Origin of the sequence: Microcella alkalica, from assembly GCF_014137945.1 — a bacterium.
Lineage (GTDB): Bacteria > Actinomycetota > Actinomycetes > Actinomycetales > Microbacteriaceae > Microcella > Microcella alkalica.
In genome coordinates this window covers 240,480-258,492 of the sequence record NZ_JACGWX010000003.1, presented here as the reverse complement: position 1 = coordinate 258,492, position 18,013 = coordinate 240,480, and the positions used below count along the sequence as shown (strand labels likewise).

The following is an 18,013-nucleotide window of genomic DNA, read 5'->3' as shown; positions in this document are numbered from 1 at the left end:
CATCAGCGCGCCGTCAGCACCTCGAGTGCCATGCCGGGGCACGCCCCCCGCTCGAAGCCCTCGAGCGAGGATCCGCGGATCGAGTCGCCCGTTTCGCGTCGTGCGCTCGTCGACAGCAGCAGACGGCCGACTCCGTTCACGATCGAGACGTCGCTGCCGAAGGCGCTCAGCCGCGGCAGGAGGTCGCGCTCGACCTGATCGATGAGCAGGTCGAGTCCCGCGACGCCGACGAACTGGCCGTCGAGCTCCACGGGCGCGGCCACGGTGATCGTGTACTCGTCGCTGCACAGGTAGTCGACGTAGGGGCCGGCGACGTGGGGAGCCCCGCTCGACTGCGGAACCCGGTACCACTCCAGCTCGCTGTAGTCGATGAGCTCCTTGTTGACCGACTGCGAGGCGAGGACGAGCTTGGCGCGATCAGCCCCCTGCCACCATGCGAGGTGGCTGCGCGCATCGGAGAGCCAGTCGAGGGCGGCGATGAACCCGGCCCCGTAGACAGGCAGGTCGAGAGAGTCGAAGGTGCGGCGCGCATAGGGCTCGACGAGGTCGTCGAGCACCTCGGTGGTCACGGCGCCTCGTCCGCCCGCCTCGTGCAGGGCGCCCGCGAGCTCGCCCGTCCAGGACGAGAGCGAGTGGATGGCGCGCCCGAAGTACTCGGTGACGAGCGCGACCGGATCGGCGGATGTCCGCTCGGCGGGGGCGGATGCGGTGGCTGAGGTCACGGGCTGGTCCTCTCGGAGTGGCTCGCGGTGGGGGATTCGCGCAGGTCGATGAGCCAGTCGACGCAGCGGTGGATCTTGTGTCGGATGATCGATCCGGCTCGAGCCTCGTCGCCCTCGGCGACTGCGTCGAGCAGGGCGAGAAGCGCGGCGCGATTGGCGAGCCGAGCATGCGCGTCGGTGTCGACGAGGGCGAAGAACGGCGAGAGCTCGCCTTGCAATCGCATTTGCTCGCGTGTGAGTCTCGCCGACTGACTGAGGGCGGCGAGCTCGATCTGGGTGTCGTCGGTCACGCGCCTCCACGCGGCGACCTCGTCATCCCGCACGCGGTCGAGGCGTGTGCGGATGGCGGCGATCTCGCTCGGGTCGGCACGGCGCGCGGCAAGCTCGACGCACGCGTTCGTGATGGCGAGGTAGTGGGCCGCGAGGTCGCGCAGGGCGACGCGCGAGGTCTCGGCCAGCGCGCGCAGGGCGAAGGCGGTCGGGTCGGCGTCGTCGCTGACGAAGCTCCCGCCGTTGCGCCCGCGGCGCGTGACGATGAGGCCGCGCTCGCGAAGGGCGAGGAGCGCTTCGCGAGCGGTCGCCGGGGCGACGCCGAACGAGCGAGCGAGCTCCGTCTCCGCGGGCAGGCGCTCGCCGGATGGCAGCACGCCGGCCGTGATCGCGTCGGCGATGCGCCGCTCCACGAGAGCGGCGCGCCCGGCATCGCCGATCGGCTGGAACACCGCGCGGTGCAGTCGTGTCGGGCGGCCGGATCGAGTGGCGGAGCTCACCCGGTCATTCTCCGCCCTGTCGGCGCGGTCCGCGTGCGGCGCGCTGCGGGGGCTGGCGGTGCGCAGGGAGGAGGACTCGGTCATGCCCTTCTCCTCTCCCGGTCGCGAGGCGAACCGTCACAGGACTGTTACGTCCTTGCAACATTACCTATGAAACCATATGTTTATAGTTATCACCTCGGTCCACCGACGCACCCAGGAGCCGCCGCCCATGGCAGACACCGCCGCCACCCCCCACGCCGTCGAGCTGCGCGGCGTCAGCAAGCGATTCGGCGACACGATCGCCGTCGCCGAGCTGGACCTGGGTGTCCGATCGGGCGAGTTCTTCTCCATGCTCGGCCCGTCCGGCTCGGGCAAGACGACGGTCCTGCGCATGATCGCGGGCTTCGAGGAGGTGACGAGCGGGAGCATCCTGCTCGAGGGGGAGGACGTGACCCGCTCGGCCCCCTTCGACCGCCCCGTCAACACCGTCTTCCAGGACTACGCGCTCTTCCCGCACATGACGATCGCGCAGAACGTCGCCTACGGGCTCACGGTGCGCAAGACGCCGAAGGCGGAGATCCGGCGGCGCGTCGCGGACGCCCTCGAGCAGATGCGCCTCGGCCACACCGGCGACCGGCTGCCGCACCAGCTCTCGGGCGGTCAGCGCCAGCGCATCGCCCTCGCCCGCGCGCTCATCCTGCGCCCGCGCGTCCTGCTCCTCGACGAGCCGCTGGGTGCGCTCGACAAGCAGCTGCGCGAGCAGATGCAGATCGAGCTCAAGCAGATCCAGCGCGAGGTCGGCATCACCTTCATCTTCGTCACCCACGACCAGGAGGAGGCGCTGACTCTGAGCGACCGCATCGCGGTCTTCAACCAGGGCCGCGTCGAGCAGGTCGGCACCCCGAGAGAGGTGTACGAGTTCCCGCAGACCGCCTTCGTCGCGGGCTTCCTCGGCGTCTCGAACCTCATCGCCCCCGACCTCGCTGAGCGCCTCATCGGAGAATCGCGCGCGTTCACGGTGCGCCCCGAGCGCGTGCGCATCGCCCCGGCCGACATGGCCCCGGCGGCGCACGAGACGAGCGTCCTCGGAACGATCTCCGAGCTCGTCTACACCGGCCCCGCGACGCGCTACATCGTCGAGGGCGAGCACGGCCTCCGCGTCATCGCCGAGCGCCACAACGACCACGCGCCGAACGACACCGCTCCATGGTCGCGCGGCGATCGCGTGCGCGTCGTCTGGGCCACGGAGCACGCGGCCGTCGTGCCATGACGCGGATGCTCGGGCTCGCGCCGACCGCGCGCCGAGCATCCTCGACCGATCGCGACACAGCACCACTCGCATCACCCGATCCACCCACCTGCATCACCCACCGAGAGAAACAGAGGAGAACCATGAAGAAGCGTTATCGCGCGCTCCCCGCCATGGCAGCAGCAGCGGCGCTGGTGCTGGCGGGCTGCGCAGCCGACGCGGGATCCGACGGCGCCGGCGAGCTCACGTTCGACGTGCCCGACGTGCCCACGCTCGAGGAGAAGGGCGACTACGAGGACGCGGTCGACATCATCGCATGGTCCGGCTTCGTCGAGCCCGAGTGGGCCGACGTGTTCACCGAGGAGACCGGCTGCGTCGTCAACCGCCGCGTCGCCGGCACCTCCGACGAGATGGTGCAGCTCATGCGCACGGGCGACTACGACCTCGTGTCGGCATCGGGCGATGCGAGCCTGCGCCTGATCGTCGGCGGCGACGTCGCCCCGATCAACACCGAACTCATCCCGAACTTCTCCGACGACATCGTCGAGGGTATGAAGGGCCAGCTCTACGACACGATCAACGGCAAGGTCTACGGGATCCCGATCGGCCGCGGCGCCAACATCCTGCAGTACAACTCCGAGATCGTGACCGAGGAGCCGACGAGCTGGGACGTCGTCTGGGAGGCCGACAGCCCCTACGCCGGCCAGATCACGGCGTACGACGCCCCGATCTACATCGCCGACGCGGCCGTGTACCTGATGCACCACGAGCCCGAGCTCGGCATCGAGAACCCCTACGCGCTCGACGAGGATCAGCTCGCCGCGGCGATCGAGCTCCTGCAGCAGCAGAACGGGCTGATCTCCGAGTACTGGAGCGACCCGGTCGCCCAGATCACCTCGTTCGCGGGTGGCACCACCGCCATCGGCACGTCGTGGGAGATCCTGCGGAAGTTCGCCGCCGACGACAAGTTCAAGGGCACCCTGCCCGTCGAGGGCTCGACCGGCTGGTCGGACGCGTGGATGATCTCGACCGAGTCGGACTCGCCGAACTGCGCCTACGAGTGGATGAACTACACCAGCGGTGCGGAGGTCAACGGCAAGATCGCCATGAACTTCGGCATGGCGCCCGCCAACGGCGCGTTCTGCGAGCTCAACGATGAAGCCGCGGCTCACTGCGAGGAGTTCAACGCCCTCAACGAGGAGTACTTCGAGCAGGTCTGGTACTGGACGACCCCGATCGAGCAGTGCCTCGACGGTCGCACGGACGTTCAGTGCACCTCGTTCCAGGAGTGGACCGACGCATGGGTGTCGGTCAAGGGCTGACGCCCGGGGCCTCCGGGCCTGACTGACCGCCGCTCCGGGTGGGGCCGACGCTCGACCCCACCCGGAGCATCCCTCTCATCACTCCGCCTGCTCGCCCGCCATCCCCGGAGGACGCTCGTGACGTCGACCGCCACCAAGCCCGTCTCGGCGCTGCTGTACCGCAGTCGTCGGCTGCGGCTCGGCTCGCTCCTGACCCTGCCGCTCGTGTGGCTCGTCGGGCTCTACATCGTCTCGCTCGCGCTGCTGCTCGCGACCGCGTTCTGGCGCGTCGACCCCTTCACCTCGAAGGTGACGCCGGCGTTCCAGTTCGACGCCTTCGAGCAGCTGCTCTCGAACCAGGCGTACCTGTCCACCTCGCTGCGCACGCTCGGCATCGCCCTCACCGTGACGCTGCTGAGCGCGGCGTTCGCCATCCCGCTCGGCATCTACATGGCCAAGATCGCCTCGCCCTGGATGCGGGGCTTCCTCGCCGTCGCCATCACGCTGCCGCTATGGGCCGGCTACCTCGTCAAGATCCTGGCGATGCGCGTGACCTTCACCGAGGAGGGGTTCTTCAACTCCTTCTTCGGCGTGCTCGGCATCTCGGGGCCGGGCTTCAGCCAGCCGACTGTCGTGCTCACGCTCACCTACCTGTGGTTCCCGTACATGGCACTGCCCGTCTACACCGCCATCCGACAGATCCCCGTGAACCTCTTCGACGCGAGCGCCGACCTGGGCGCCCGCGGCTGGACGACCGTGCGCACCGTCGTGATGCCCCTCCTGATGCCCGCCCTCATCGCCGGCTCGGTCTTCACCTTCTCGCTCAGCCTCGGAGACTACATCGCCGCCGAACTCGTCGGCGGGCGCACGCAGATGATCGGCTCGATCATCGCCAACAACATCAACCTCAATCCGCCCGTCGCCGCGGCGTTCGCGTTCGTGCCCGTCGCGTTCGTCGTGCTGTACCTGCTCGGAACCCGTCGCACCGGCGCGCTCGAGCGGATGTAGGGAGGCCGCTCATGCTCAGACTCACTCGCGGGGCCCGCGTCGCCCTCGGCGCCATCGTCGCGGTCGTGCTCGTGTTCATGTACGTGCCGCTCATGCTCGTCATCGTGAACTCGTTCAACGCGGCACGGATCCCCAGCTGGCCGATCCAGGAGTTCTCGCTCCGCTGGTGGGGCGCGGCGTTCGCGAACGAGGCGCTGTGGACGGCGGTCGGCAACTCGGTCATCGTCGGCCTCGGCGCCATGGTCATCGCTCTCCTGCTCGGCACGCTCGCGGCATTCGCGCTGCAGCGCTTCGACTTCTTCGGCAAGCAGACCGTGAACCTGCTCATCGTGCTGCCGATCGCGTTGCCCGGCGTCGTGACGGGCGTCGCCTTCAGCAACACCTACAACAACATTCTGGAGCCGATCGGCATCCAGCTGGGGTACCTCGGAATGATCGTCGCGCACGCGACCTTCTGCATCGTCATGGTCTTCAACAACGTGTTCGCTCGCCTGCGACGCATGAGCCCGAGCATGCAGGAGGCCTCGATGGATCTCGGCGCGAGCCTGTGGCAGACCTTCCGGCTCGTGACGTTCCCGCAGTTCCGAACGGCGTTCGTGGCGGGCGCGCTGCTCGCGTTCGCGCTGAGCTTCGACGAGCTCGTCGTGACGATCTTCACCGCTCCGGCCGGCGTCGACACGCTGCCGCTGTGGATCTTCAACCAGATGTCGCGCCCCAACGAGGCGACCCAGGTCAACGTCATCGCGACCCTGCTCATCCTCCTGTCGTTCATCCCGGTCTACGTCTCGCAGCGCCTCACGCGCGCGGAGGAGGACGAGCGGTAGGCGGTTGCTCGGCGCGGGTCGCGGCCCGGGCTCGGGCATCCGCTCACGCGCGTCAGCGCACCAGGCCGCGCTCGCCCGCCTCGACCAAATGAAGAGAGCGGGCCCGTCGCCAACGGCGTGTTGGCTGCGACACGCCGTTCTCGGTGCGCAGCCTCCCTTCATTTGGTCGAGATGGTCGGGTGGGGAGTGTCGTGATGCTCGGCCCGGGCCCGGCGATCGGGCTATGCAGGCCCTCTATCGGGCAGTCGTCGCGCCCATGGGGGTCGGAGACCGCAAGAAGCGCCCGATAGGCGCGGTTCTGCGCGCGCGAACCCGGTGGCCGTCGGATGCTCGGGCGAGGCCGTGCGGCTCGCCGAGTGTCTTGGCGCACTGCGCGCGGAGGACCGCGGTCGCTCAGCGCGTGAGTGCGCCCTCGGGGAGCGACAGCTCGCGCTCGACGACGCGAGCGATGAGCTCGAGTCCCGAGACGGTCGGGCCGTAGTCGACGAGCTCGTGCGCGTTGAGCCCGTCGACCATGGCGAGCACGTGCGCCGCGACCCGGTCGAGCTCGCGCTCGCGCATCGACGCGGGCGCGGCGGCCCGCAGCGCGTCGACGATCGCGGCGTGCCAGGCGATCATCTGCTCGCGCACCGCCTCGGCGAGCACGGATGACCGGCGCGCGATGCTCCACGCGTCGACCCACACGCCCGTGACGTCGTCGCGGCTGCCGTCGAGCAGGGTCGCGAGCAGCGCCCGCAGCCGGACGGCCGGATCGCGCACGGCGCTCGCGTGCGCGCGCACCTCGGCGAGCTCGGCGGCGACGATCGCGGTGAAGGTGTCGGCGACGAGCCGCTCCATGCTCGGGGCGTAGTGCGCGACGAGGCTCGAGGCGACTCCGGCGCGCGCGGCGACCGCGCGCAGAGTGAGGGCGTCCAGGCCCTCCTCGAGCGCGAGGGCCTCGGCAGCCGCGGCCAGCTGGGCGGCGCGCTCGGTGGGCGAGGTGCGGGCGGCACGGGGCCGAGCATCCGCCGACGGGGCGGACCCGATCGGCGCGGATCGACCGTCGCCCTCGCCGTCCCCCTCGCCCGCTGTTGACATCCCCGCCCTCGCTTCGGTAGCTTTCGAGCAGTCTAGATATTGATCGCTCGATCAACAAGAGGCCGGCGAGGATGACGGCCCGCCCACGAAGAGGAGCCGACGATGGCCTGGCGCATGCCCGCGGAGACCGCACCCCACGATCGCATCTGGATGGCGTTCCCGCGAGAGGGCGAGGTGATGGGCTACAGCTCGGCCGCGCGCGAGTCGACGTACGCCGCGTGGACGGCCGTCGCGCACGCGATCGTCCCGTTCGAGCCGGTCACCATGGTCGTCGACCCCAGCGAGCGCGAGCGCGCCCGTCGCATGTTGAGCACCGATATCGACATCGTCGAGGCACCGCTGGACGACTTCTGGATGCGCGACTTCGGCCCGACCTTCGTCATCGACGACGAGACGGGCGAGCTCGGCGGCGTCGACTGGATCTTCAACGCCTGGGGCCAGGGCGCCGACTGCGAGCACGATGCCCTCATCGCCGCGCTCGTGCTCGACGGTCTCGGCGTGACGCGCGTGCCGAGCCTGCTCGTCAACGAGGGCGGCGGCATCCACGTCGACGGCGAGGGCACCGTGCTCGTGACCGAGACGGTGCAGCTCGATCGCGACCGCAACCCGTGGGCGACGAAGGAGCGCGTCGAGGCCGAGCTCGTCCGCACGATCGGCGCGACGACCGCGATCTGGCTGCCGCGCGGCCTCACCCGCGACTACGACGATCTCGGAACGCGCGGGCACGTCGACATCGTCGCGACCTTCGCGAGCCCGGGCCGCGTGCTCGTGCACGCGCAGCCCGACCCCGCGCATCCCGACCACGCGGTCATGCCCGCCATCCACGAGGCCCTCCGGAACTCGACCGACGCGCGCGGCCGCCGCCTCGAGCTCATCGAGCTTCCCGCTCCCGCGCAGCTGCGCGACGACGAGGGGTTCGTCGACTACAGCTACGTCAATCACCTCGTCGTCAACGGCGGCGTCATCGCGTGCGGCTTCGACGACGAGGTGGCGGATGCGCGGGCTCGCGACATTCTGCGCGAGGAGTACGGGCGCGAGGCAGTGACGGTCGATGCGCGCGAGATCTTCGCCCGCGGCGGCGGCATCCACTGCATCACTCAGCAGCAGCCGAGGGCCGGGCTCGAGACGCTCCGCAGCGACGGCGACAGCGGCGGCGCCGGCACCGGCGCCGGCGCGACGGCCGAGGGCGACCGATGACGCGCATCCCTCTCGTCGAGACCTCGATCGTCGAACTGCGACGTGCGCTCGACGAGGGGCGCACGACCGCAGTCGAGCTCGTCGACGGCTACCTCGAGCGCATCGCCGCTCACGACGCGTCGGGCCCGCAGCTCAACGCCTTCGTCGTGATGAACCCTGACGCCCTCGACGAGGCGAGGGCGAGCGACGAGCGCCGGGCGCGCGGAGACGTGCTGAGCCCGCTCGACGGGATCCCGTACGGGGCGAAGGACAGCTTCATGGTGCGCGGCCTCACCGTCGCGAGCGGATCACCCGCGTTCGCCGACCTCGTCGCCCAGCGCGACGCCTTCACGATCGAGCGGCTCCGGGCGGGGGGAGCGATCTGCCTCGGGCTCACCAACATGCCGCCCATGGCCAACGGCGGAATGCAGCGCGGCCTCTACGGCCGGGCCGAGAGCCCGTACAACCCTGACTGGCTGACCGCGCCCTTCGGCTCGGGGTCGTCGAACGGTTCAGGCACCGCCGCTGGGGCGTCGCTGTGCGCCTTCGCCCTCGCGGAGGAGACCTGGTCGAGCGGGCGCGGGCCCGCCTCGAACAACGGCCTCGTCTGCTACACCCCGAGCCGCGGCGTCATCTCCGTGCGCGGCAACTGGCCGCTCGTCCCGACGATGGACGTCGTCGTGCCCTACACGCGCTCGGTCGACGATCTCCTGCTCGTGCTCGACCAGATCGTCGCTGACGACCTCGAAGCGCGCGGCGACTTCTGGCGGGTCCAGCCATGGGTGAGCATCCCCGCCGCGTCGTCGGTGCGCCCGCTGTCATATGCCGCTCTCGGTACACCCGCCGCTCGGGCGACAGCGCTCGAGGGCGCTCGGCTCGGCGTCCCGCGCATGTACATCGGTGCCGACCCCGATTCGCCCGACCGGATCGAGACGCGCGGAACCGTGATCACCCAGTGGGAGAAGGCCAGGCGCGACCTGGAGTCGGCCGGCGCGGTGGTGGTCGAGGTCGACTTCCCGGTCGTGACGAACTACGAGAGCCGCGGTCGTGCGGTTGACCGCTCTCTGACCGCGCGCGGACTCGTGCCCGCAGGATTCGCCGACTCCGAGCTGTGGGAGCTCTCGATGTGGGGCTGGGAGGAGTTCCTGCAGGCGAACGGCGACCCCAACCTTCAGCATCTCGCCGACGTCGACCCCGAGCTCATCTTTCCGACCTCACCGGGCGCGCTCCCCGGTCGGTACGACGACCACCTCGGTCGGTTCGCGCCCGAGGACGTGCCGCTCGAGGAGTACGTGCGCAGGGCCCGACGCGACGGCGTGCCGGCGCTCACGGAAATCCCCAATGTCGAGGCGGGCGTCCGCGGGCTCGAGGAGGCGCGTCGAGTCGACCTCGAGGCGTGGATGGACGATCTCGGGCTCGATGCCGTCGTGTTCCCCGCCGTTGCCGACGTGGGCCCTGCTGATGCCGACGTGAACCCCGCGAGCGCCGAGCTCGCCTGGCGCAACGGAACCTGGGTCGCGAACGGCAACCTGGTGCCGCGCCACCTCGGCATCCCGTGCGTCCAGGTAGGCATGGGGCTGATGAGCGACATCGGAATGCCCGTGGGGCTCACCTTCGCCGGTCGCGCCTACGACGACGCGCGCCTCCTCGGTCTCGCCGCCGCGTTCGAGGCGTCGGCGAACGAACCGGGTTCGACGCTCGGGGTGACTCGCGTCGCCGCGCCGCGGGCGCCCGAGCTGTGATCCAGACGCGCTCTTGACCTTCTCTCGCCCGGGGTTCATGCTGGCGGCACCATGAGCGACGTCGACGACTACATCGCGCGATTCCCGACCGATGTGCAGCCGATCCTGCGCGGCCTCCGTCAGGCCATCCGGGCCGCATCCCCGGGCGGCGACGAGCGCATCCGGTACGGGATGCCCGCCATCCGACTCGACGGCGGTTGTTGGCTGCACTTCGCGGGATGGAAGAACCACGCGGGCATCTACCCCGTCCCGGGCGGCGACGAGGAGTTCGAGGCGGCGATCGCGGAGTACCGGTCGGCGAAGGACACGGTCAATCTGCTGTACTCCAAGCCCATGCCGTACGAGCTCGTGACACGGATCGCCGAGCACGCTGCGCGCCACGCCGCCGAGCACGAGCGCCCCGAGCACGAGCGCCCTGAGCACGCAACCCCCGCACGCGGCTGAATCCGCTTCAGTAGGGTCGCCTCATGAACCTCTTCTCGAAGAAGGCCGACGCGGATCCCGCCGACGTCCCCACCGGCTCCGCTCCCGTCGGCAGCGCGCATCCCTCCTCCTCCTCCTCCCCCTCCTCCTCGGAGGACTCCGCGATCTCGTGGCGCGACGACCGCGTCGGGGCGAGCGCGCGAGGCGAGAACCCCATGGTCATGCTCGAGCTATCGAGCGGCTGGGCCGTCGTCGGCGACACGCAGTTCCTGCCCGGCTACTCGCTCCTGATCAGCAAGCACCGCGATGCCGCGATGCTGAGCGAGCTCACTCGCGAGCAGCGCCTGCAGTTCCTCGCCGACCTGGACCTCCTCGCGGTCGCGGTCGAGCGCGCCTGCATCGAGAAGGACCCGGCGTTTCGCCGCGTCAACATCGAGATCCTCGGCAACACCGACGAGTACGTGCACGCGCACGTCTTCCCCCGCTACGAGTGGGAGGGGCCGAAGGCCCAGCGCCCCGTCTGGGACTACCGCGAGACGCACTGGACGGACGACCTTCATCAGTACAAGCCGGGGCACCAGCCGCTCCGCGACGCGATCACTGCGCAGCTCCGGGAGCTTTCGGGCATCAAGGAGGAGCCCGAGGGCCCGCTAGCGCAGCCGCACGAAGTCGACCTCGAGGGCCCGGTCAGCACCGAGCCGGAATCGGCGCCCGAGCCGGCGCCTACCGCTGAATGACCGGAGCACCCCAGCCGTCGTAGTCGCCGCGACGGGACTCGACCACCCCGAAGACCTCCTCGACCATCGCGTCGGCGGTCTCGATGTCGACGGTCGACTGCTTCGTCGCGCGCAGCGTCGCGCGGAAGATCATGCGGCGGGTCACCGACACCGCGTACCCGAGCGCCTCGAGGTCGCGAGCGGCCCCGCGGGCATCCTTGATGGCGGCGAAGTTGGCGAAGTGCTCGACCTCACGGGGGAGGTCGACGTCATCCCGCATCTTGATGCGCTGGCTGAACTGCTCGACGTTCGAGGTCAGGTGCGGCCGGATGTCTCCCACGGCGGTCGAGCATAGACCCGCCGGGGCGCGCCCGCGTAGTCGAGCGCCGCAGAACTCACTCGCAATACCTGAGGATTCGTATTCCTGTGACTCCATGGCGCGTGCGCTCCCCATCAGCGGGCTCCACAACGCCTGGGATCTCGGCGGGCTCCCGCTCGACGGCTTGGATGCCGTCACCGTGCGCGGTCGCGTCCACCGCCCCCCGGCTCGATGCCCTCGATGCCCTCGATGCATCGGGCTGGGATGCCCTGCTCGAGGCCGGGGTGCGCACCGGCGCGGCTGCGTCACGAATGGCACCCTGACGCGGGTATCGAGTTCTCCTCCCGTTAGTCCTAGCCTTCCTCCAGGAGGTGCGCATGACCCGAGCGCGCGCGCGCGACGCGTCGCATCGTCGTGCCCTCACGGCCGACGACAGTCGAGCCGCGTCGAACGCGCTCCTCGATGGCCTGCGTGCGGGGCGATTCGGGCCGGGCGCCTGGGGTCGATTCGTCGTCGAGACGACGGCGCGCAGCATCCTCGAGGCGCGCAAGCGGCCGCGCGCGGTCGTCGAGGCGACCGCGGTGCACGCCGCGATGGCGGCCCTCGCGCACCCCAGGGGGCGCGCCTGGGTGCTCACGAGCTGGATCATGACCGTCACCCACCTGGGGATGCTCGAGCAGCGCCGCACGCTCGGAGCCCCCAACCTGCTCACGATCGCACGAGCCAATCTGCCCGCGGCGTCCGCCCGCCTCGGCGGTGCCGTGCCCGTCCTCGCGCTCGCGACCGACTTCGTCGACGGGAAGCTCGCGCGTGGCACGGGAACGGTCACGCGCTTCGGCACGCAGGGCGACTACCTCTCCGACACCGTGCTCTGGACGTGGTTCGTGCTCAAGCACGAGCCGAGCCCGACGTGGCGCGCGATCACGTTCGCGGCGTGGGCGGCACCGGTCGCGGCGCTCGCCGCGGTGAGCTTCGCGCGCGGCGGAGTCGTCGATCTGCCCCGCTCGGCGTGGATGAGGCCGGCCGCCGTCGTCGAGGTCATCATCGGAGCGCGCGCGATCGGCCGGCTCGTGGGCGCGAGGCGCGATGCGGCGTCCGCGAGGGATGCCCGAGGCTCGCTCGGGGAGGTGGCAGCATGACGCGCACCGCTCCCTACCGCCCCCTCGACACCGAGCTGACGACCGAGCGTCTCGCGCTCACCCCTTTCCACTCGGACGACGCAGTCGCCTACGCCGCCATCTGCGCGGCGCGCGGAGGGGAGCCGGCGGATCCTGCCACGATCCTCGAACGGATCCCCGCTCTCGAGCACGGCCTCGCTCAGCACGGCCTCGGCCTGCGGATGCTGCGGCTCGCGGGCGAGCGCTGGCCGGTCGGCTACATCGCGCTCATCCCCGGTCGCGCCACCGTCGACGAGCCAGAGCTCGTCTCGGAGCTCCTGCCGGCCGTCCGCGGCCACGGGCTCGCGACCGAGGCGGCTTACGAGCTCATCGCCGCCGCCTGGCGCACGGGACGCGAGCGGCTCTGGACCACGATCGCGGCGAGCAACCTCGCGTCTCTGCGTGTCGCCGCGAAGGTCGGGTTCATCGCGCAGCACGTCACGAACGACGAGCGGGGCGAGGTCGTCTGGAGCGACCCGTACAGTAGCGGCGTGACCCCGGCCCCGCCGCACGACTCCGACGCTCTGACCGCCGCCCTCGAGATCGTCGAGTGCCCGCTCTGCCGCGAGGCGCTCGAGCGCGTCGACGGGGGAGTCCGATGCGAGGCGGGCCATCACTTCGACGTCGCCCGCCAGGGCTATGCGAGCCTGCGGGGCGGGGCCTCGACCGCGACGGGCGACACGGTGGCGATGGTCGAGGCCCGAGAGCGCGTGCAGGCCTCTGGCGCCCACGACGCCATCGCGGCGGCGATCGCCGAGGCCGTACCGGTGGATGCGCGCTGGCTCGTCGACCTCGGCGGCGGAACCGGCTGGCACGCGGCGCGCGTCCTCGACGCGCGGCCATCGCTGCGCGGCATCGTGCTCGACGCCTCCGTTCCCGCCCTGCGCCGCGCGGCCCGCGCGCACGAGCGGCTCGCGGCCGTGGCGAGCGACGTCTGGCGGGGGGTTCCCGTGCAGGATGCGAGCGTCGACGTCGTGCTCCGGGTGTTCGCGCCGGGCGGCGGAGAGCGCGGCGCAGCCGAGCTCGAGCGGATCCTCGCCCCCCGCGCGCGAGTCGTGATCGCGGTGCCCGAGGCTGACCATCATCGCGAGCTCGTCGAGAGCCTGCGTCTGCTGCGTGTGCCGGCCGGCAAGGCGGAGGAGGCGGAGGCGAGCATCCCGGGCGCCCGGTTGGTCTCGTCGACGCGGGTTCGAGCGGTGCACGAGCTCGGTCGCGACCAGGTGCTCGACCTCGTGATGATGGGGCCGAACGCCTTCCATCAGCAGCGCGAGGCCCTCAGCGACCTGCTCGTCGCGCGCGATGAGCCGATCGCCGTCACGATCGCCGTGTCGGTCGTCGTGCTCGAGATCGCGTGAGACCCGGAGCGCCCGCCCGATTTGCCGCCGAACGGTGCGCAATCCCCGAAGAGGGCCCGCACCGCGCGTAGGGTGTCGGCGTGTGGCGTGCCGACCGATACGACGATCCCGATGTCGCTGACGACGACGCTCCCGCGACCTCGGCAGCCGGGGGCACGAGCGCGAGCGCGCTCACGATCGGCGACCCGACGGTGAGCGTCGGCAACATCGCGACCCCGGTGTGGGAGCGCTGGCGGGATGAGCTGGCGGCTCTCGGCGGCCGGTCGCCTCTGCTGCACTTCGACGACTCCGACCGCACGCGCATCGAGCTCGGCACGAGCCACCCGGGGGGCCTCGCCCGATTCATCGCCGGGAGTCCCACCCTGCTGAGCAACCTCGTGCGCGACGACATCGCCCTGCGCCGCGCACGGTTCGCCGCCGAGCGCATCGCCGACAAGGGCCTCGAGCTCGCGAGCGTGCGCGGCATCGACGCCGTCGCCCTCGGCATCGGCATGGTCGCCTGGCACCACGACGGCGCCGACTACCGCGCGCCGCTCCTGCTGCGTCCGCTGCGCCTGCGTCGCCGGGGCCGGGATGTCGAGCTCACGCTCCGTGGGGCCGTGGCCGTGAACCCCGCCCTGGTCCGCGCTCTCTCGCAGCAGTTCTCGCTGCACCTCGACACCCACGCCTTCGTCGCCCTCACCGACGACGAGGGCACCTTCAAGCCCAACCCGCCCCTCGATCGGCTGCGCGGGCTGACCGCCCACCTCGACGGCTTCACGATCTCGCCACGCCTCGTCGTGAGCACCTTCGCCGAGATCGGCGCACCGATGGCGGCCGACGCGCACGACCTCGCGCATCCCGTGCTCGACGCCCTCGCCGGCAATCAGAGCGCGCGATGGGCGGTGCGCGAGAGCTCGACTCCGGTCGAGCTCGTGCACGCCGACAAGCGGCCGCCCGAGACCGACCTGCTGCTGCTGGACGCCGACGCCGAGCAGGAGCAGGTCATCGCGAGCATCGCCGCGGGCAACTCGATCGTCGTGAAGACGCTGCCGGGCACGGGCGGCACTCAGACCGTCGTCAACGCGGTCGGAGCCCTGGTCGCACAGAACAAGCGCGTGCTCGTCGTGAGCCCGCGCCGCGCGAGCGTGCGATCGGTCGCGAGTCGCTTCGCGGAGATCGGTCTTCCCGGCATCGCGGTCACCTCACGGTCGCTGCGTCGCGATGTCATCCGTGCGATCTCACGCAACGAGAAGGCCTCGCGGCCGCAGGTGGCCGATGTCAACGAGGCCCTCGCCCGGCTGCGCGGCGTGCTCGTCGACTACCGGGAGGCGCTCGCGCGCCCCGACGCCGCGCTCGGCATCAGCGTGTACGACTGCGTCACCGAGCTCAGCCGCCTCGCTCTGCTGCCGACGCCGCCGACGACGCGCGCGCGACTGAGCCGCCAGGCCGTCGAGCTGCTCGCGAAGGACCGCGCTCACGCGAGCTCGGTCATGGTGCAGGCCGCGCAGCTCGGGCAGTTCAAGTACGGTCCCGACGACTCGCCCTGGTACGGTGCCCGGTTCTCGACGGGCCAGGAGGCCGAGCGCGCCCACGACCGCGCGAAGCGACTCCATCACGAGCTGCTTCCCCGTCTGCTCGAGCGGGCCAACGCCCTCATCGGCTCGACGCACATGCGCCCGTTCGAGTCGGTCGCCGAGCTCGGCATCTACCTGCGGCTGCTCATCGACATCCGCGACACCCTCGACAAGTTCCAGCCCTCCGTGTTCGACCGCTCGCTCAGCGAGCTCATCGCGGCGACCGCCCCGCGCCGCGAGGGCTCGTCGATGCCCGCCTCGACCCGCCGGCGCCTGAAGTCGCTCGCGAAGGAGTACCTGCGTCCGGGCGTCCACATCGGCGATCTGCACGAGGCGCTCACCCGCATCCAGCAGCAGCGCGTGCTCTGGCAGCGCTTCGTCCCCGTCGGCATCACCCCTCAGGTGCCCGTCGGCATCGCGGACGTGCATCACGCCTTCCAGCAGGTGGAGCAGGATCTCGACGCCCTGGATGCCCCGCTCGGGCACGAGTCGAAGCCCCAGCTGCTGCGCCAGCGCCGCATCGCCGATCTCGTCGAGCTCGTGGCGTCGCTCGCCGCAGAGAGCGATGTGCTCAACAACCTGCAGGAGCGCACCGAGCTGCTGCGCGAGATGGAGCGCTGGGAGGTCGGCCCGCTGCTGAGCGACCTGTCGGCGCGCCACGTGCCGCACGACCAGGTCGCGGCCGAGCTCGAGCTCGCGTGGTGGCGCTCGGCGCTCGACGCCCTGCTGCAGAGCGACCGGGCTCTGCTCGGCGCCGACACCGCCGTCCTCGACCGGCTCGAGGCCGACTTCCGCCTCGTCGATGAGGCGCACGCCGCGGGCACCGCGTCGCTGCTCGCGTGGCAGCTCGCCGAGAACTGGTCGATCGGGATCACCGACTGGCCGGACGAGGCGGCCGCGCTGAAGGCGCTGCTCAAGGCGGGGATGCTCACCTCGGGCGATCTGCAGAAGTGCGCCCCGCACCTCAGTCGGCCGATCGCTCCCGTGTGGCTCGCCTCGCCGTACGACATCCACGGCATCAGCGATGACATCCCGTTCGACGCGGTCTTCCTGCTCGACGCCGGGGCCGTGACGATCCCCGAGGTCGCCGGGGCGATCCGCCGGGCCAGGCAGGTCGTCGCGATCGGCGACCCGGTGACCCAGACCCCCTCGCCTTTCACCGTCGCGCTCGACGCCGACGCGCCCGATGGCGATTCCGACGTGGATGCCCGGCACGCCGCCTCGGCCCTCTTCCAGCTGGCCGAGCTGCTGCCGTCGATGTCACTCACCCGCTCGTACCGCGCCGGCGGCGAGGACCTCGCCGAGCTCGTCAACCGCCGCTTCTACGCCGGCCGCATCGACTCGCTGCCCTGGGCCGGGTCCTTCCTCGGGCACCCGTCGATCGCGGTTGACTACCTCGCCGACGGCGTCGGGATGCCCGACGACGAATCGGGAGCGATCGAGAGCGTCGATGTCGAGGTCGAGCGCGTCGTCGATCTCGTGCTCGAGCACGCGACGGCGCGGCCGCACGAGTCGCTCATGGTCATCACGGCGAGCGCGAAGCACGCTTCGCGCGTGCATGCCGCCGTGCTCGAGGCGATCGGCACGCGCCCGGACCTGCACGACTTCGTGCTCGGAGACCGCCCCGAGCCGTTCGCGGTGCTCACGATCGAGCAGGCCGTCGCTCAGAGCCGAGACCGAGTGATCTTCTCGATCGGCTTCGGCCGCACGCCGCACGGCCGGGTGCTGAGCGAGTTCGGCGCGCTCGGCCGCCCTGGCGGAGACCGTCTGCTCGCCGTCGCGATGACCCGCGCCCGCCGGTTCGTCCGGATCGTCAGCAGCGTCCGCGCCGAGGACCTGGACGACGATCGCCTCTCGCACGGCGCGCGCGCCCTCGCCGACCTCCTCGCCGACATCGAGGCGCGACGCTCGCGCATCGAGCTGCCCGACGACAGCGACCCGATGCTCATCGATCTGGCGCGTCGCCTCGAGGCACGCGGACTGCGTGTTTCCCTCGGACACCGCGGGAAGTTCCGGCTCGTCGCGAGCCGCGGCGGCTACTGCATAGCGGTCGACACCGACGCATCGCTCATGGAGATGAGCCTGCGCGAGTCGCTGCGCCTGCGACCCGACCTGCTGCGTCGCCTCGGCTGGCACTACGCCCGCGTGCACGTCTTCGAGCTGTTCAGCCAGCCCGACGCCGTGGCCGACCGCATCGCCGCGATGGCGGGTGCGAGTGCCGGCTCGACCGGGCGCCCCTCGGCGGCGACCGAGGCCGCAGCCGCCCGGCACCGTGCCGCGCTCAGCGAGACGCAGCCGATCGACGCGCTGCCCCCGATGCCTCGATAGGCCGCGGTGGTCGACGACATGGCCGAGCGCCTCCCCGCCGAGGATCAGGCCCCTGCAGACCGGGCATGCGCACCCGGCAAGCCCGCACCCGGCAAGCCCGCACCCGGCGAGACCGCGACCGTCGCGTCCATTCCGGCCGAGCCGCGGCGACCGCCCCAGCGCAGGCGCGCGACGACGCCGCCCCCGCCCGGAAGCGACCCGAGCCCGATCGGCGAGCCGGAGCGCCACCGTGTCGACGAGAACGATGCGCGACTGACGGCCGAGAAGCCTCCGCACTACTGATCGGCGAGCGGGGCCTGATCCGGTCA

General features: G+C 71.2%; 16 protein-coding genes. 12 read left to right on the top strand and 4 right to left on the bottom strand.

Annotated features, from left to right (window positions below):
- Nucleotides 1-2: 2 nt before the first annotated feature.
- Together FHX53_RS08025 and FHX53_RS08020 are read right to left on the bottom strand one after the other, a co-directional pair.
- A complete protein-coding gene (locus tag FHX53_RS08025; RefSeq protein WP_182490829.1) occupies nt 3-722 on the bottom strand; it encodes a cache domain-containing protein in 720 nt (239 codons plus the stop codon).
- On the bottom strand, nt 719-1,576 hold the full coding sequence (locus tag FHX53_RS08020) for a FadR/GntR family transcriptional regulator (RefSeq protein ID WP_182490828.1): 858 nt from the start codon (nt 1,574-1,576) through the stop codon (nt 719-721). Before FHX53_RS08020 ends, FHX53_RS08025 begins: the two co-directional genes overlap by 4 nt.
- Before the next feature lie 127 nt (nt 1,577-1,703).
- On the opposite strand from FHX53_RS08020, the gene FHX53_RS08015 reads away from it, so the two are divergent.
- From FHX53_RS08015 to FHX53_RS08000, 4 genes are all read left to right on the top strand, one after another.
- Nucleotides 1,704-2,744 (top strand): ABC transporter ATP-binding protein, encoded by a 1,041-nt coding sequence (locus tag FHX53_RS08015; protein ID WP_182490827.1) that lies wholly within the window; start codon nt 1,704-1,706, stop codon nt 2,742-2,744.
- Between the two features lie 122 nt (nt 2,745-2,866).
- Nucleotides 2,867-4,045, top strand: coding sequence for an extracellular solute-binding protein (locus FHX53_RS08010; RefSeq protein ID WP_182490826.1), 1,179 nt, complete (start codon nt 2,867-2,869; stop codon nt 4,043-4,045).
- A 117-nt stretch (nt 4,046-4,162) separates the two neighbouring features.
- Entirely contained in the window at nt 4,163-5,032 is an 870-nt protein-coding gene (locus FHX53_RS08005; protein ID WP_182490825.1) for an ABC transporter permease subunit, read from the top strand.
- 11 nt (nt 5,033-5,043) lie between these two features.
- Complete coding sequence (locus FHX53_RS08000) at nt 5,044-5,856, top strand: ABC transporter permease (RefSeq protein WP_182490824.1); 813 nt, start codon at nt 5,044-5,046, stop codon at nt 5,854-5,856.
- Between the two features lie 393 nt (nt 5,857-6,249).
- Here FHX53_RS08000 and FHX53_RS07995 read toward each other — a convergent pair whose 3' ends face one another.
- Nucleotides 6,250-6,933: a TetR family transcriptional regulator C-terminal domain-containing protein gene (locus tag FHX53_RS07995; RefSeq protein WP_182490823.1), complete on the bottom strand. Its 684-nt coding sequence runs from the start codon at nt 6,931-6,933 to the stop codon at nt 6,250-6,252.
- Nucleotides 6,934-7,035: 102 nt separating this feature from the next.
- Here FHX53_RS07995 and FHX53_RS07990 point away from each other — a divergent pair, with 102 nt between their 5' ends.
- From FHX53_RS07990 to FHX53_RS13465, 4 genes are read left to right on the top strand one after another with little or no spacing between them, the layout of a single operon-like run.
- Nucleotides 7,036-8,130: an agmatine deiminase family protein gene (locus FHX53_RS07990; RefSeq protein ID WP_182490822.1), complete on the top strand. Its 1,095-nt coding sequence runs from the start codon at nt 7,036-7,038 to the stop codon at nt 8,128-8,130.
- Nucleotides 8,127-9,851, top strand: a complete 1,725-nt coding sequence (locus FHX53_RS07985; protein ID WP_182490821.1) for an amidase — start codon at nt 8,127-8,129, stop codon at nt 9,849-9,851. The genes FHX53_RS07990 and FHX53_RS07985 overlap by 4 nt, the downstream gene beginning before the upstream one ends.
- A gap of 51 nt (nt 9,852-9,902) precedes the next feature.
- Entirely contained in the window at nt 9,903-10,295 is a 393-nt protein-coding gene (locus tag FHX53_RS07980; RefSeq protein WP_182490820.1) for an iron chaperone, read from the top strand.
- Between the two features lie 23 nt (nt 10,296-10,318).
- Complete coding sequence (locus tag FHX53_RS13465; protein ID WP_220476290.1) at nt 10,319-11,011, top strand: HIT family protein; 693 nt, start codon at nt 10,319-10,321, stop codon at nt 11,009-11,011.
- Here FHX53_RS13465 and FHX53_RS07970 read toward each other — a convergent pair.
- Nucleotides 10,998-11,330 (bottom strand): ribonuclease E inhibitor RraB, encoded by a 333-nt coding sequence (locus tag FHX53_RS07970; protein ID WP_182490819.1) that lies wholly within the window; start codon nt 11,328-11,330, stop codon nt 10,998-11,000. The two genes, FHX53_RS13465 and FHX53_RS07970, sit on opposite strands and share 14 nt — an antisense overlap.
- Nucleotides 11,331-11,686: 356 nt before the next feature.
- On the opposite strand from FHX53_RS07970, the gene FHX53_RS07965 reads away from it, so the two are divergent.
- The 4 genes from FHX53_RS07965 to FHX53_RS07950 all read left to right on the top strand — a co-directional run bounded on the left by FHX53_RS07965 (nt 11,687) and on the right by FHX53_RS07950 (nt 17,987).
- Nucleotides 11,687-12,448, top strand: a complete 762-nt coding sequence (locus FHX53_RS07965) for a CDP-alcohol phosphatidyltransferase family protein (RefSeq protein WP_182490818.1) — start codon at nt 11,687-11,689, stop codon at nt 12,446-12,448.
- On the top strand, nt 12,445-13,821 hold the full coding sequence (locus FHX53_RS07960; protein ID WP_182490817.1) for a GNAT family N-acetyltransferase: 1,377 nt from the start codon (nt 12,445-12,447) through the stop codon (nt 13,819-13,821). The genes FHX53_RS07965 and FHX53_RS07960 overlap by 4 nt, the downstream gene beginning before the upstream one ends.
- Before the next feature lie 80 nt (nt 13,822-13,901).
- Complete coding sequence (locus FHX53_RS07955) at nt 13,902-17,705, top strand: DEAD/DEAH box helicase (RefSeq protein ID WP_343050910.1); 3,804 nt, start codon at nt 13,902-13,904, stop codon at nt 17,703-17,705.
- A gap of 6 nt (nt 17,706-17,711) precedes the next feature.
- On the top strand, nt 17,712-17,987 hold the full coding sequence (locus tag FHX53_RS07950; protein WP_182490816.1) for a hypothetical protein: 276 nt from the start codon (nt 17,712-17,714) through the stop codon (nt 17,985-17,987).
- Nucleotides 17,988-18,013 lie beyond the last annotated feature (26 nt).

Coding starts and splice junctions, on each gene's coding strand:
- FHX53_RS08020 (WP_182490828.1), bottom strand. CDS start 1,576: ATGACCGAGTCCTCCTCCCTGCGCACCGCCAGCCCCCGCAGCGCGCCG.
- FHX53_RS08015 (WP_182490827.1), top strand. CDS start 1,704: ATGGCAGACACCGCCGCCACCCCCCACGCCGTCGAGCTGCGCGGCGTC.
- FHX53_RS08010 (WP_182490826.1), top strand. CDS start 2,867: ATGAAGAAGCGTTATCGCGCGCTCCCCGCCATGGCAGCAGCAGCGGCG.
- FHX53_RS08000 (WP_182490824.1), top strand. CDS start 5,044: ATGCTCAGACTCACTCGCGGGGCCCGCGTCGCCCTCGGCGCCATCGTC.
- FHX53_RS07995 (WP_182490823.1), bottom strand. CDS start 6,933: ATGTCAACAGCGGGCGAGGGGGACGGCGAGGGCGACGGTCGATCCGCG.
- FHX53_RS07990 (WP_182490822.1), top strand. CDS start 7,036: ATGGCCTGGCGCATGCCCGCGGAGACCGCACCCCACGATCGCATCTGG.
- FHX53_RS07985 (WP_182490821.1), top strand. CDS start 8,127: ATGACGCGCATCCCTCTCGTCGAGACCTCGATCGTCGAACTGCGACGT.
- FHX53_RS07980 (WP_182490820.1), top strand. CDS start 9,903: ATGAGCGACGTCGACGACTACATCGCGCGATTCCCGACCGATGTGCAG.
- FHX53_RS13465 (WP_220476290.1), top strand. CDS start 10,319: ATGAACCTCTTCTCGAAGAAGGCCGACGCGGATCCCGCCGACGTCCCC.
- FHX53_RS07965 (WP_182490818.1), top strand. CDS start 11,687: ATGACCCGAGCGCGCGCGCGCGACGCGTCGCATCGTCGTGCCCTCACG.
- FHX53_RS07960 (WP_182490817.1), top strand. CDS start 12,445: ATGACGCGCACCGCTCCCTACCGCCCCCTCGACACCGAGCTGACGACC.